Annotated in this window: 16 protein-coding genes and 1 pseudogene; all 17 read left to right on the top strand. The window is 54.6% G+C overall.

Annotation, left to right across the window (positions count from 1 at the left end; all coding sequences use genetic code 11):
• Positions 1-16 precede the first annotated feature (16 nt).
• The 17 genes and pseudogenes from rplE (at position 17) to ACSC94_RS08375 (ending at position 12455) form a co-directional block, all read left to right on the top strand.
• Positions 17-565 (top strand): 50S ribosomal protein L5, encoded by a 549-nt coding sequence (rplE, locus tag ACSC94_RS08455; protein WP_435640405.1) that lies wholly within the window; start codon positions 17-19, stop codon positions 563-565.
• Positions 566-595: 30 nt separating this feature from the next.
• The gene (gene rpsN, locus ACSC94_RS08450) at positions 596-901 is read left to right on the top strand and encodes a 30S ribosomal protein S14 (protein WP_435640404.1); all 306 of its coding nucleotides are present in this window, start codon (positions 596-598) and stop codon (positions 899-901) included.
• Between the two features lie 74 nt (positions 902-975).
• A complete protein-coding gene (rpsH, locus tag ACSC94_RS08445; protein ID WP_015468369.1) occupies positions 976-1374 on the top strand; it encodes a 30S ribosomal protein S8 in 399 nt (132 codons plus the stop codon).
• A gap of 19 nt (positions 1375-1393) precedes the next feature.
• Positions 1394-1942: a 50S ribosomal protein L6 gene (gene rplF, locus ACSC94_RS08440; protein WP_435640403.1), complete on the top strand. Its 549-nt coding sequence runs from the start codon at positions 1394-1396 to the stop codon at positions 1940-1942.
• A 25-nt stretch (positions 1943-1967) separates the two neighbouring features.
• A complete protein-coding gene (gene rplR / locus ACSC94_RS08435) occupies positions 1968-2345 on the top strand; it encodes a 50S ribosomal protein L18 (RefSeq protein WP_435640402.1) in 378 nt (125 codons plus the stop codon).
• A 28-nt stretch (positions 2346-2373) separates the two neighbouring features.
• Positions 2374-3036, top strand: coding sequence for a 30S ribosomal protein S5 (rpsE, locus tag ACSC94_RS08430; RefSeq protein WP_435640401.1), 663 nt, complete (start codon positions 2374-2376; stop codon positions 3034-3036).
• A 33-nt stretch (positions 3037-3069) separates the two neighbouring features.
• Entirely contained in the window at positions 3070-3306 is a 237-nt protein-coding gene (gene rpmD, locus ACSC94_RS08425; protein ID WP_435640400.1) for a 50S ribosomal protein L30, read from the top strand.
• Between the two features lie 36 nt (positions 3307-3342).
• A complete protein-coding gene (rplO, locus tag ACSC94_RS08420; RefSeq protein WP_014103645.1) occupies positions 3343-3867 on the top strand; it encodes a 50S ribosomal protein L15 in 525 nt (174 codons plus the stop codon).
• Between the two features lie 239 nt (positions 3868-4106).
• A complete protein-coding gene (gene secY / locus ACSC94_RS08415; RefSeq protein ID WP_435640399.1) occupies positions 4107-5450 on the top strand; it encodes a preprotein translocase subunit SecY in 1344 nt (447 codons plus the stop codon).
• Complete coding sequence (locus ACSC94_RS08410) at positions 5450-6076, top strand: adenylate kinase (RefSeq protein ID WP_435642165.1); 627 nt, start codon at positions 5450-5452, stop codon at positions 6074-6076. The genes secY and ACSC94_RS08410 overlap by 1 nt, the downstream gene beginning before the upstream one ends.
• 78 nt (positions 6077-6154) lie before the next feature.
• On the top strand, positions 6155-6598 hold the full coding sequence (locus ACSC94_RS08405; RefSeq protein WP_435640398.1) for a hypothetical protein: 444 nt from the start codon (positions 6155-6157) through the stop codon (positions 6596-6598).
• 311 nt (positions 6599-6909) lie between these two features.
• The gene (gene rpsM / locus ACSC94_RS08400) at positions 6910-7293 is read left to right on the top strand and encodes a 30S ribosomal protein S13 (protein WP_435640397.1); all 384 of its coding nucleotides are present in this window, start codon (positions 6910-6912) and stop codon (positions 7291-7293) included.
• A gap of 19 nt (positions 7294-7312) precedes the next feature.
• Positions 7313-7711, top strand: a complete 399-nt coding sequence (gene rpsK, locus ACSC94_RS08395; protein ID WP_435640396.1) for a 30S ribosomal protein S11 — start codon at positions 7313-7315, stop codon at positions 7709-7711.
• Between the two features lie 100 nt (positions 7712-7811).
• On the top strand, positions 7812-8828 hold the full coding sequence (locus tag ACSC94_RS08390) for a DNA-directed RNA polymerase subunit alpha (protein ID WP_435640395.1): 1017 nt from the start codon (positions 7812-7814) through the stop codon (positions 8826-8828).
• A gap of 160 nt (positions 8829-8988) precedes the next feature.
• Positions 8989-9375: pseudogene (gene rplQ, locus ACSC94_RS08385) on the top strand (50S ribosomal protein L17); the annotation flags it as partial.
• 294 nt (positions 9376-9669) lie between these two features.
• Positions 9670-10830 (top strand): acyltransferase family protein, encoded by a 1161-nt coding sequence (locus tag ACSC94_RS08380; RefSeq protein WP_435640394.1) that lies wholly within the window; start codon positions 9670-9672, stop codon positions 10828-10830.
• A 185-nt stretch (positions 10831-11015) separates the two neighbouring features.
• Positions 11016-12455, top strand: a complete 1440-nt coding sequence (locus ACSC94_RS08375) for a Do family serine endopeptidase (RefSeq protein ID WP_435640393.1) — start codon at positions 11016-11018, stop codon at positions 12453-12455.
• Position 12456 lies beyond the last annotated feature (1 nt).

Raw genomic sequence — 12456 nt, 5'->3', positions numbered from 1 at the left:
GATGAAGGATACGGCGATGACAACGAAGCCCCGTTTCCAGGTGATGTACGAAAAAGACATCAAACCGGCGCTGAAACAAAAATACGGTTACAAGAACGATATGCAGATCCCGCGTCTGGATAAAATCGTTCTGAACATGGGCGTAGGCGAAGCCACGACCAACCGCGCACACATTGAAAACGCTGTCAGCGATATGACGCGTATCTCCGGCCAAAAGCCGCTGATCACGCACGCTCGCAAAGCGAACGCCTCCTTCAAAATTCGTGAAGATATGGCGATCGGTTGCAAAGTGACCCTGCGTCGCGCGCACATGTATGAATTCCTGGATCGTCTGGTAACGATCGCGCTGCCGCGCGTTCGCGACTTCCGCGGCATTAACGGCCGCAGCTTTGACGGTCGTGGTAACTATGCGATGGGCTTGAAGGAGCAGATCGTGTTCCCCGAGATCGACTACGATAAAGTTGATCAAATGCGCGGGATGGACATCATCATCTGCACCACGGCACAATCCGACGAAGAAGCAAAAGAGCTTCTGCGCGGTTTCATGATGCCCTTCCGCAACTAATACGATTGAGATACTTGGAGGATAAGGCCTATGGCTAAGACATGTTCAGTGATCCGGAACGACAAACGCCGCAAATTGGTTAAGCGTTATGCAACCAAACGTGCTGCGCTGAAAGCCCAGATCTGCGATCGCGCGGCAACGCCGGAAGATCGTTTCAAGGCTGTTCTGGAACTTGCGGAACTGCCGCGTAACTCGGCGAAAAACCGTGTTCGCAACCGTTGCGCGCTGACCGGTCGTCCGCGTTCCAACTATCGCAAATTTAATTTGTGCCGAAATGCACTGCGCCTTCTGGCATCCCGTGGCGAGCTGCCCGGTGTGACGAAGTCGAGCTGGTAACCAGCGGCAGGTCCTTTTTATAAAGGGGCCGCACAGGACCAAACGAAGTTTTTTTTAAGAAGGAAGAACAAACGATGTCAATGAGCGATCCACTTGGAGATATGCTGACCCGTATCCGTAACGGTCAAGGCGCTAAGAAAGAGGTCATTACGTGCCCTGCGTCTAAACTGCGCGGTCGGGTTTTGGACGTTCTGAAACGCGAAGGCTACATCCGTGGCTGGAGCGAAACGAAAAACGATCGCGGCCATGCTGAGCTGCAGATCGAACTGAAATATGACCAGGGCCAGCCGGTGATCCAAGAGATCAGCCGTGTGTCCAAGCCGGGTCGTCGTGTTTACGTGAAAGTGACGGAAATTCCGCGCGTTTACAACGGTCTGGGTATCGCTGTTGTGTCGACACCGAATGGTGTTATGGCCGACCACGAAGCCCGTGAACAGAACGTTGGCGGCGAAATTCTCTGCCGCATCTTCTAATTTTGAAAGGTTGAAGACGATGTCCCGGATTGGCAAAAACCCCGTGATCGTTCCCGATGGTGTTACCGTCGAAGTTAAAGGACAAGACGTTAAAGTGAAGGGCAAGCTCGGCGAGCTGACCTTGGCTGTACACGAAGCTGTGTCTGTAAAACTCGAAGATAACGCTGAAGGCAAGAAACAAGTTGTTCTGGCTGCGTTGTCGGAAGAGCGTAAGCTGCGCATGTTGTGGCCGACCTTCCGTAACCATGTGAAGAACATGGTGATCGGCGTGAGCGAAGGCTACACCAAAAACCTGGATATCCAGGGCGTTGGTTACCGTGCAAACCTGCAAGGCAGCACTTTGGTTCTGCAACTGGGTTACAGCCACGACATTCAATATGCTGTTCCGAGCGACATCAAAGTTGCTGTAGAAAAGCAAACGAAAATCAGCATCTCCGGTATCGACAAACAAAAAGTCGGTCAGGTCGCTGCGGAAATCATCGCCTATCGTCCGCCAGAGCCGTACAAAGGCAAAGGCGTGCGTTACGAGGGCCAGCAGGTCCTGCGTAAAGAAGGCAAGAAGAAGTAAGAATTAGAGGCAAGAGGACTGCATTATGGCCAAAGGTTTGACATCACAACAACGCCGCACGTTCCGTACGCGCAATAAGCTGCGTCAGGTTAACGTTGCACGTTCCGGGCAGAAGCTCGCCCGTCCGCGTCTGTCTGTGCATCGCACCGGCAAAGGTATCTATGCTCAGGTGATTGATGATGTGCGCGGCGTTACGCTGGCGGCAGCATCGTCCATGGACAAAGAGCTGAAGCTGAAAAACGGCGGCAACAAAGAAGCAGCACACAAAGTGGGTCTGCTGGTTGCTGAACGCGCGAAGAAAGCCGGCGTTACGCTGGTTCAATTCGACCGCGGTGGTTACGTTTACCATGGCCGTATCAAGGCCGTGGCTGATGGTGCCCGCGAAGCCGGTTTGGAATTCTAAGGATTTATTGAGGAGCTAAGGATTAAACATGTCCAGCGCAGAAGCAACAGCAACACCGTCTGACAACAAACGCGAACGCGGTGGCCGCGATCGTGATGGCAAGGGTGGCAAACGCCACGACCGCAACAGCGGTGAGCCGCGCGAGCGTGAAGAGTCCGAGCTGATCGAACGCCTGGTTGGTATCAACCGCGTTGCCAAAGTGGTTAAGGGTGGTCGCCGTTTCGGTTTCGCTGCTCTGGTCGTTGTTGGTGATGGTAAAGGCCGCGTTGGTTTCGGCAGTGCCAAAGCCCGTGAAGTTCCCGATGCAATTCGCAAAGCCACCGATCAGGCCAAACGTGCCATGATCCGTGTGCCGCTGCGCGAAGCCCGCACGTTGCACCACGATATTGCTGGCCGTGATGGCGCCGGTCGCGTATTCCTGCGCTCCGCCCCTCCGGGTACCGGTATCATAGCCGGTGGTCCGCTGCGCGCGATTTTTGAAGCTCTGGGCGTTCAGGACGTTGTGGCCAAGAAAATTGGTTCCAACAACCCGTACACCATGGTGAACGCGACCTTCGCTGCCCTGAAAGGCATGCAGAGCCCGCGTCAAGTTGCAGCCCGTCGCAGCAAAAAAGTTGGTGACATTGTTGCCAGCCGTGAAGCCGCCCGTGGCGCCGCTGAACAAGCGATTGCCGCAGCTGAAGAAGAATAAGTCGATATACGTTTAATATAGAGGACCGATCCGATGTCTGAGGAAAAAGCGAAAAAAGCTGCCCCGAAAAAGGCTGCTACCAAGTCCGGTAAAATGGTACGCGTGACGCAGATCCGCAGTGCTGCCGGTCGCTATGACTATCAGGAAGCCACGCTGAAAGGCCTGGGCCTGAACAAGATCAACCGCTCCCGCGAACTGGAAGATACTCCGTCCGTGCGTGGCATGATCAATGCGGTACAACACCTGGTGAAAGTTGAAGACGTCGCCTAATTGGCCCGTCTTTGTTGTGAAGGAAAGGTTCTAACGATGAAACTCAATGAGCTGCAACCCCAAGAGGGTTCCGTTAAGCGCCGCATGATTGTCGGTCGTGGTATCGGCTCTGGCAAAGGCAAAACTTGCGGCCGTGGCGTAAAAGGTCAGAAAGCCCGTACCGGCGTTTCGATCCAAGGCTTCGAAGGTGGTCAGATGCCTCTGTACCGTCGTCTGCCGAAACGCGGCTTCGTGAACATTTTCGCGAAGGATTACGCGGAAGTGACGCTGGCGCGCCTGCAGGAAGCCATCGACTCCAAAATTCTGGATGTTAAAGGCGTTGTTGATGAGAAAGCATTGGTGAAAGCCGGTGTGATCCGCCGCAGCAAAGACGGTGTTCGTCTGCTGGGCAAAGGCACGCTGAAATCCAAAATCGACCTGAAACTGTCCGGTGCAACCGATGCGGCTGTAAAAGCTGTTGAGAAAGCTGGCGGTAAAGTCGAAATCTCCGTATTCGTACCGAAACCGTTCGGCAAAAAAGCCACGGGCGCGAAAAGCGGTAAAGCGAAGAAGAAGAAATAAGCGGCTGCTCCGTCGGAGCGCTGAAAGAGATAGAAGCCCGGTCGGAGAAATCCACCGGGCTTTATTCTTTTATCGCCGTGCCTTTTTTGCATCCCTCCACAGGGGAAAAAGACTGCTGTTCTCCATGCTTAGGGCTTGTATCGGTCTCCCGTTTTCTCTAAACCTTTAAGGGCGTACGCGCTCCTTTTGCGGAGCCCGCACTCTTTGTGTTTGTACCGAATTATTCAAGGTTTGAAGCGATGCCATCTGCCGTAGAACAGCTTGCAAAAAATGCCAATTGGGGTGCGCTTGCCAAAGCGACCGAGCTGAAAAAACGTTTGCTGTTTGTTATTGGGGCCCTGCTGGTCTACCGACTGGGCACCTACATCCCCGTGCCGGGTATCAACCCGCATGTGTGGGCTGAAATCTTCACGCAAAAGGGCGGCGGCATTCTGGACATGTTCAACATGTTCTCCGGTGGTGCGCTCCAGCGTATGACGATTTTCGCGCTGAACATCATGCCGTACATTTCCGCATCCATCATTATGCAGCTGGCGTCCTCCATGTCGCCAAAGCTGGAAGCGATGAAGAAAGAAGGCGAAAGCGGCCGCGCCAAAATCAACCAATATACGCGCTTCTTCACGGTGCTTCTGGCGACGGTGCAGGCCTATGGTCTGGCTGTTGGTCTGGAAAGCATGCAGGGCGCAAGCGGTTCCGCTGTCATTGATCCGGGCATGTTCTTCCGCATCTCCACCGTGATTACCATTGTTGGTGGCACCGTGTTCCTGATGTGGCTGGGTGAGCAGATCACCGCACGCGGCATCGGTAATGGTATCTCGCTGATCATCTTCGCCGGTATTGTGGCCGAATTGCCGCGCGCCATTGCCAGCACGTTGGAACTGGGCCGCCAAGGCACGTTCAGCTTCGTTGAGCTGTTCATTATGGCCGCGATGGTTGTTGGTGTGATCACCTTCATCGTATTCATGGAACGCGCACAACGCCGCGTTCTGGTGCAATACCCGAAACGTCAGGTGGGCAACGGCATGATGGCGGGGGATCAAAATCACATCCCGCTGAAGCTGAACACCGCCGGCGTTATTCCGCCGATCTTCGCATCGTCTTTGCTGTTGCTGCCGTTGACCATCGTTGGGTTCTCCGGCGCGTCGGGCAATGACTTCACCGCGACGCTGGCGCAGTGGCTGCAACATGGTTCGCCGACCTACATGATTTTGTATGGTCTGCTGATCGCGTTCTTCTGCTTCTTCTACACCGCGATTGTTTTCAACCCGACCGAGAACGCGGAGATGCTGCGTAAATATGGTGGTTTCATTCCGGGTATTCGTCCGGGTAAATCCACGGCGGATTATCTGGATTACGTTCTGACGCGCATTACGATGGTTGGTGCGGCGTACCTGTGCCTGATCTGTCTGTTGCCGGAAGTGCTGGTGGCGCGTGCCGGCATGCCGTTCTATCTGGGCGGGACCAGCTTGCTGATCGTTGTATCGGTCACGATGGATACCGTGGCACAAATCCACTCCCACATGATTGCCCATCAATATGAAGGGCTGTTGAAGAAATCGAAATTAGGAGGCCGCCGTCGATGATGAATTTGATTCTTCTGGGCCCACCGGGCGCAGGCAAAGGGACACAGGCAAAAAAGCTGGAAGACAAATACGGTCTGAAACAGCTCTCCACCGGTGACATGTTGCGCGCCGAAGTGGCCGCGGGCACCGATCTGGGCAAGCAGGCGAAAGCCGTGATGGATGCGGGTGGGCTGGTGTCCGACGACATCATCATCGCGATGATTGAAAGCCGTATTCAACAAGCCGATTGCGCCAAGGGCGTGATTTTCGATGGCTTCCCGCGCACTGTGGCACAGGCCGCGGCGCTGGACACCATGCTGGCGAAAAAAGGCCACCCTTTGCTGGCCGCGATTGAATTGCAGGTTGATGAAGCCATTCTGGTGGATCGCCTGAACAAGCGCGTTGCCGACATGCAATCGCGCGGCGAACCGATTCGCAGCGACGACAACGAAGCCACGTTGCGCAAGCGTCTGCAGGAATTCCGCAACAAGACCGCGCCGATCATTCCGTTCTATCAGGGCAAAGCGTTGCTGCGTTCGGTGGATGGTATGGCCAGCATTGATGCGGTTGAAGCCGCGATTGATAAAATTCTGGTGGGCAGTGGCGCGGGCGCTGCGCCAAGCGCCCCGGCGGCCCAGCATCCGTAAAAGATTTTTTTAAAGCGCCCCCTGATGATAAATTTGGGGGCGTTTTTTATTTTATAAATTTTTTTGAAGGGGTTTCAGATGACGCAATTGGTGGCCGTAAAAGACTATGACCCGATGATGATGGATGACGCCGATCTGGCCCCGATTTTTAATGCGGTGGCCGCCGACGTGAATCCGAACGAGTTGCAGGCCTATGTCGTGGCGATCGAGGCCCGCGATGGCGCTCCTCTGGCCCCGGTGGATTTGCACAGAATCGCCAATTATCCCAAAAGCCTGGCGCGTAGTTTTTCAGTCGTGGTTTCGGCCAATCTGGGGATTGCCCTGGGGGGCCTGGGGCAGGCCCATGACGTGCCGACATTGACGCAGGCTCTCACCCAGGTGCGGGATGATGGGGTGGCGCATTTTCGGGCGCAACGTCAACCGGAACGGACTGCGCATGACCGGGCCCATAACGCCCATGTCATGTTAATGGGGGCTGTCTATCGGTCCTATTGCGATCAATTGGTCCTGAATCTACCGTAACCGTTTCCATAATTTGTGAAAATGAGCAAAAAGGGCGCTTTCTTCTCACCTTTTTCGCGGTTTTGAGGGGCGGGGTCCCGGGGGAATCTGTTTTCCAATAAAAGGCCGTAAAAACCGCAGTTTTCCACAGCTTTTTCTATTGACGCGGGTGCGGAAATGGCTATACTCCGCCCGTCTTTCCCTGTGGGAAGGACTCTCAATTCCGTTGTAAATCAGCGGCTTGAGGTTGGTATACGAACCGGCGTCCCCTTGGTTTTTGCCTTGCGGATTTTACGGTTCGGCTTGAAATCGACAATCAAAGGAGAAGAAAAGTGGCACGTATTGCTGGTGTCAACGTTCCCGATAAGAAACGCGTTCCAATCGCGCTGACTTATATTCACGGGATCGGCCGTACGACGGCGTTCAAAATGTGCGAAAAACTGGGCCTCGATGTTCAGCGCCGCATGCACGAACTGACCGAAGATGAACTGAACCTCATCCGTAAAGAAATTGAAAACGGTGGTTTCCTGATCGAGGGTGACCTGCGCCGTGAAATTTCCTTGAACATTAAACGTCTGATGGACATGGCTTGCTATCGCGGCCTGCGTCATCGTCGTAACTTGCCTGTTCGTGGCCAGCGGACCAAGACCAACGCGCGTACGCGTAAAGGTCCTGCGAAACCGGTCGCTGGTAAAAAACAAGCAACCAAGAAATAAGTAACGGAGGCATAAGATCATGGCTAAGGCTGAAAAAGCTGGCGTTCGTATGCGCCGTAAAGAACGTAAAAACATCACCTCGGGCGTTGCCCACGTGAACTCTACGTTCAACAATACGATCATCACCATCACCGACGCTCAGGGCAACACTGTGTCCTGGTGCTCCTCGGGTACGATGGGTTTCAAAGGGTCTCGTAAATCCACCCCGTATGCTGCGCAGGTTGCTGCTGAACAAGCTGGCCGCAAAGCACAAGAACACGGGATGAAAGAACTGGACGTTGAAGTGAAAGGTCCGGGCTCGGGCCGCGAATCCGCACTGCGCGCTTTGCAGTCGATCGGCTTCACCATCCGTGCGATCAAGGACATTACGCCGATCCCGCACAACGGCGTTCGCCCGCGCAAACGTCGTCGCGTTTAATAAAATTCTGGTCCGGTCCCTGCGCTTCGCGGGGGCCGGGTCTTCTCTTTGCGTTACGATATATGATTCTGAAAGACTGTTGAGATAAAGGGGATTCACCTTGATACAGAAAAACTGGCAGGAACTGATTAAACCGTCGAAAATTGATATCGAACACGGCTCTGACGTCCGTTCGATCGGCAAAATCGTGGCTGAACCGCTGGAACGCGGCTTTGGTCTGACCCTGGGCAACGCCCTGCGTCGTATTCTGCTGTCCTCTCTGCAAGGCGCGGCTGTCACCGCTGTGCAGATTGATGGCGTTCTGCACGAATTCTCCTCGATCGAAGGTGTACGCGAAGACGTTACCGACATCGTCCTGAACATCAAGGCAATCGCCGTGCGCATGCACGTTGAAGGCCCGAAGAAAATGCGCCTGCACGCTGAAGGTCCTTGCGAAGTGACCGCCGGCATGATCGAAGCTGGCGCTGACATCGAAATCATGAACCCGGACCTCGTGATCTGCACGCTGGACAAGGGCGCGAAACTGAACATGGAAATGACGGTTAACACCGGCAAGGGTTACCGCCCGGCTGCGCTGAACCGTCCGGAAGAAGCGCCGGTTGGCCTGATCCCGGTTGACTCCGTGTTCTCCCCGGTTCGTAAAGTATCCTACGACGTTGAAAATGCCCGCGTTGGTCAAATCACCGACTTTGACAAACTGACGCTGAACATTGAAACCAACGGCGTGATTTCTCCGGAAGATGCCGTGGCCTATGCCGCACGCATCATGCAAGACCAGTTGCAAGTCTTCATCAACTTCGAAGAGCCGAAAGCTGCTGAGAACCGTGAAGAAGCACACGAACTGCCGTTCAACAAAAACCTGCTGCGCAAAGTTGACGAACTGGAACTGTCCGTTCGCTCTGCAAACTGCTTGAAGAACGACAACATTGTTTACATCGGTGACCTGGTCCAGAAATCCGAAGCCGACATGCTGCGTACGCCGAACTTCGGCCGCAAGTCGCTGAACGAGATCAAGGAAGTGCTGACCATCATGGGCTTGCATCTGGGTATGCAGGTCGAGGGTTGGCCGCCAGAGAATATCGAAGACCTGGCCCGTAAAGTTGACGAGCCGTTCTAATCTGAATTTGTGGGATGCCGGGTCCTTGTGATATCGGCATCCTGCATTCAAACGGGCATGGTGCCCGCCTCCGTTTTCGATGCGCCTGTTTTTCATGGGCATGTTAATGGGGAACACAATGGTTCTTCCGAGGAAGACCGCAGACGTTGGAGTGAAGTAAATGAAACACGGTATTAAACAGCGTAAATTGGGCCGTAAAAGCCAGCACCGCAAAGCCACATTCGCAAACATGTCGGCCGCACTGGTAAAACATGAGCAGATCACGACGACTCTGCCGAAAGCCAAGGAACTGCGCCCGTTCACCGAGAAACTGGTAACGCTGGCGAAAAAAGGTGGTTTGGCCAACCGTCGCCGCGCAATCGCAATCATGCGCGACGAAGTTCAAGTTGGTAAACTGTTCGACATTCTGGCCGATCGTTACAAAGACCGTAACGGTGGTTACATCCGCATCATGAAGGCCGGCTTCCGTTATGGCGACGCCGCTCCGATGGCTGTGATCGAATTCGTTGATCGCGACGTATCCGCAAAAGGTCAGGACAGCGGTCCGACCATGCTGGGTGAAGACGTGGCAAGCGAATACGAAGTTGGCGAAGAAGGCGAACTGAAATCCGCTAAAGCGAAAAAAGCCCCGGCCGCAAAACCGGCAGCGAAAAAGCCGGCTGCGAAGAAAGCCGCTCCGAAAAAGGACGCTGCTGAAAAGAAACCGGCCGCTAAAAAAGCGCCGGCAAAGAAAAAAGAAGCTGAAAAAGACGCGGAATAATCCCGTTTTCAGTTTTAAGGAAACAAAGGCCACCGTTTCGGTGGCCTTTTTTCATCTGGTATTCAAGGTGATTGCTGTATCATGGTGCCCATGCTTGATGCGGCATGGGGGCTGCATGGGGGCAGCATGGGGAAAGTGGGCATGATGGCAAAAACATTACAGGATTATATGGACGAACATCGCGGGGTTTTGCCCGGCTTCGATGCGCTGCGTTTGGTCCTGTCCGTTATTATCCTGCTCTGGCACACTGTGTATGCGTGCTATGGCCGCTATAGCGAGACCTATGACGCGGTGTGGAGCTTTCCGCTGTTTCAGCCTATTCTGCATGCGCTCTTGCCGATGTTCTTTTTCCTGAGTGGTTTTCTGGTGACGGGCAGCGCGCATCGCGTCGGGTCGGCGCGCGTGTTCTTTCTGTATCGCGCTCTGCGGATTGTTCCGGCTTTGTTTGTTGAGGTCATGCTCTGCGCCGTTGTGCTGGGGGCGTTCTTAACGACCTTGCCGCTGTCTGAATATTTTTCAGACCGTGATTTCTGGCAGTATTTTTTGAATATTGTCGGTTTCATCCAATATGACCTGCCCGGTGTTTTTACGGGCAGCGCTCTTCCGACCACATCTGTCGTGAACATCAATTTGTGGACCTTGCCGTCTGAGCTTGAAAGCTATGCGGTGATGATCGTGCTGATGGCCTTGGGGGTCATTGCGGATAAGAAGATATTGATTGGCGTCATGCTCTGTGCGCAGGTGTTTTTCCTCCTGTTGCTGCCGGGCATTGATTGGGGCAGCAGCGGCACGGTGTTCGTTCACCCAAAACTTTTGATCTACAGCTTCTTTCTGGGTGTGCTGTGCCACGCGTGCGCCAATAAAATTCGAATGAATGCGGTCTTCGCGGTTTTGGCCGTGTGCGGCATGGCCTTCTTCCTGTTGAAATACACCATCATTCTGGGCGTGCTGGCGGCGTGTTATTTGACACTCTGCATTGGTATTCTGGATCTTCGCCGTTTCCCGCTGGTGCAACAGGGGGATTATTCGTATGGCATTTATCTGTACGGCTTTCCCATTGAACGGGCGTTGGTTGAAATTTTCCCGGCCATTCAGCATTGGTGGCAATTGTTTTTGGTGGCCATGCCGGTCACGTTGGGCTTTGCCGTGGCCTCGTGGCATTTTATCGAAAAACCGGCGCTGCGCCTGAAAAAACATATCAAACCGGCGCGGCCCAAGGCCTTGCTAAACGCTGAAACGTAAATACATTAGGGTCTGTACTCAATTTTAGTCTTTTGGCCTGCAAACGGTGTTTTTCTGCGCTTCCGCTCCTCAAATACATCAATGTATTCTGCGGTGCGGTTCTCGAAAACCATCGTTTTCGGCTCAAAATCCGTCAATTGAGTACAGACCCTAGTCCTGTTCCCATGATCTGGTTGAGAGGCCCTATGCGTCGTTTTTTGCCCCTTTTGCTTGGTGTTTGTGTGTTTTCATCCATGCCCGCGCTGGCGCAGGATATGCCGCGTCTGGTCCCGCAATCGCAGGCGCAGGTGAACCTTTCTTTCGCGCCGTTGGTGCAGAAGGTGGCCCCGGCGGTGGTGAATATTTACACCAGCCGCACCATCACGCGGCGCACCCATCCGTTTATGAGCGACCCGTTTTTTGAACAGTTTTTCGGCGATGCGTTCCCGTACTCTGGCGGTGGCCTGACCCGGCAGAAGGTTGAAAACGCCCTCGGGTCTGGCGTGATCGTCGATGCGGCTGGCGTGGTTATTACCAACGTGCATGTCATCGACGGGGCGGATGAAATCCGTGTTGTGTTGTCCGATGGGCGCGAATTTCCGGCGCGCGTCAGCGTGCGGGATGAGCCGTCCGACATTGCGGTTCTGCGCGTGGATACGGGCGGTGAAAAACTGCCCTTCGCCCCGTTGCGGGCCAGTGAGACGGCGCAGGTGGGGGATCTGGTTCTGGCCATTGGCAATCCGTTCGGCGTCGGCCAAACGGTGACCAGCGGCATTATTTCCGCGCTGGCGCGGTCCAGCCTGAACATCAATGATTTCAATTTCTTTATCCAGACAGATGCGGCGATTAACCCCGGCAATTCCGGCGGGCCGCTGGTGGCGATGGATGGTGGCGTGATCGGCATTAACACGGCCATTTATTCGCGCGATGGCGGGTCGCTGGGCATTGGCTTCGCCGTACCATCCGAAATGGTGATGAGCGTGATGGATGCCGAGGACAACACCGTTGACGGCAGCCGCAGCGTGGTGCGCCCGTGGCTGGGCATTACGGCGCAAAGTGTAAGCGCGGATATTGCTGAATCCCTCGGCCTTGATCGTCCGGCGGGTGTTCTGGTCGCCAAATTGCATACGGCCAGCCCGCTGCATAAAGCCGGGGTAAAGGCAGGCGATTTGATTGTGGCGGTAAACGGCCACACAATCGTCGATCCATCGGAAATGAAATATCGCATGGCGACGACCAAGATCGGCGGCAAGGCGGATATGACGATTCTGCGTCAGGGTAAAACGCGCGATGTGAAGGTCGCCGCCATCGCCCCGCCGGATGAGCCAGCGCGCAAAAAACAATTGATCAAGGGTGAAAATCCGCTCTCAGGCGCGACCTTGGTCAACATGAACCCAGCGGTGGTGGCCGAACTGGGCTTTGGCGATGCCAGCGATGATCATGCCGGTGTCGTTGTGGTGGGTGTGGAGGATCGCAGCATCGCCACGCGCTTCGTCCGCCCCGGTGACAAGGTGGTTGAAGTCAATGGCGTGGTGATTGGCAATACCGATGATGCCAAACAAGCCTTGGCCCGCGCCGGGCGCGGTGGCGTCTGGGCCATCACGCTGGAGCGCAATGGCCGCAAACAGCAGATCGTCATTCGCTAGA

The organism is Micavibrio aeruginosavorus, from assembly GCF_051245535.1.
Taxonomy (GTDB): domain Bacteria; phylum Pseudomonadota; class Alphaproteobacteria; order Micavibrionales; family Micavibrionaceae; genus Micavibrio; species Micavibrio aeruginosavorus_D.
The sequence above is the reverse complement of the archived record's forward strand: the minus strand, read 5'-3'. Positions and strand labels throughout refer to the sequence as shown.

What these genes read in the sequence shown, in the direction of transcription:
- rplE (WP_435640405.1), top strand. Translation starts at nt 17, where the DNA reads ATGACAACGAAGCCCCGTTTCCAGGTGATGTACGAAAAAGACATCAAA.
- rpsN (WP_435640404.1), top strand. Translation starts at nt 596, where the DNA reads ATGGCTAAGACATGTTCAGTGATCCGGAACGACAAACGCCGCAAATTG.
- rpsH (WP_015468369.1), top strand. Translation starts at nt 976, where the DNA reads ATGTCAATGAGCGATCCACTTGGAGATATGCTGACCCGTATCCGTAAC.
- rplF (WP_435640403.1), top strand. Translation starts at nt 1,394, where the DNA reads ATGTCCCGGATTGGCAAAAACCCCGTGATCGTTCCCGATGGTGTTACC.
- rplR (WP_435640402.1), top strand. Translation starts at nt 1,968, where the DNA reads ATGGCCAAAGGTTTGACATCACAACAACGCCGCACGTTCCGTACGCGC.
- rpsE (WP_435640401.1), top strand. Translation starts at nt 2,374, where the DNA reads ATGTCCAGCGCAGAAGCAACAGCAACACCGTCTGACAACAAACGCGAA.
- rpmD (WP_435640400.1), top strand. Translation starts at nt 3,070, where the DNA reads ATGTCTGAGGAAAAAGCGAAAAAAGCTGCCCCGAAAAAGGCTGCTACC.
- rplO (WP_014103645.1), top strand. Translation starts at nt 3,343, where the DNA reads ATGAAACTCAATGAGCTGCAACCCCAAGAGGGTTCCGTTAAGCGCCGC.
- secY (WP_435640399.1), top strand. Translation starts at nt 4,107, where the DNA reads ATGCCATCTGCCGTAGAACAGCTTGCAAAAAATGCCAATTGGGGTGCG.
- ACSC94_RS08410 (WP_435642165.1), top strand. Translation starts at nt 5,450, where the DNA reads ATGAATTTGATTCTTCTGGGCCCACCGGGCGCAGGCAAAGGGACACAG.
- ACSC94_RS08405 (WP_435640398.1), top strand. Translation starts at nt 6,155, where the DNA reads ATGACGCAATTGGTGGCCGTAAAAGACTATGACCCGATGATGATGGAT.
- rpsK (WP_435640396.1), top strand. Translation starts at nt 7,313, where the DNA reads ATGGCTAAGGCTGAAAAAGCTGGCGTTCGTATGCGCCGTAAAGAACGT.
- ACSC94_RS08380 (WP_435640394.1), top strand. Translation starts at nt 9,670, where the DNA reads ATGGTGCCCATGCTTGATGCGGCATGGGGGCTGCATGGGGGCAGCATG.
- ACSC94_RS08375 (WP_435640393.1), top strand. Translation starts at nt 11,016, where the DNA reads ATGCGTCGTTTTTTGCCCCTTTTGCTTGGTGTTTGTGTGTTTTCATCC.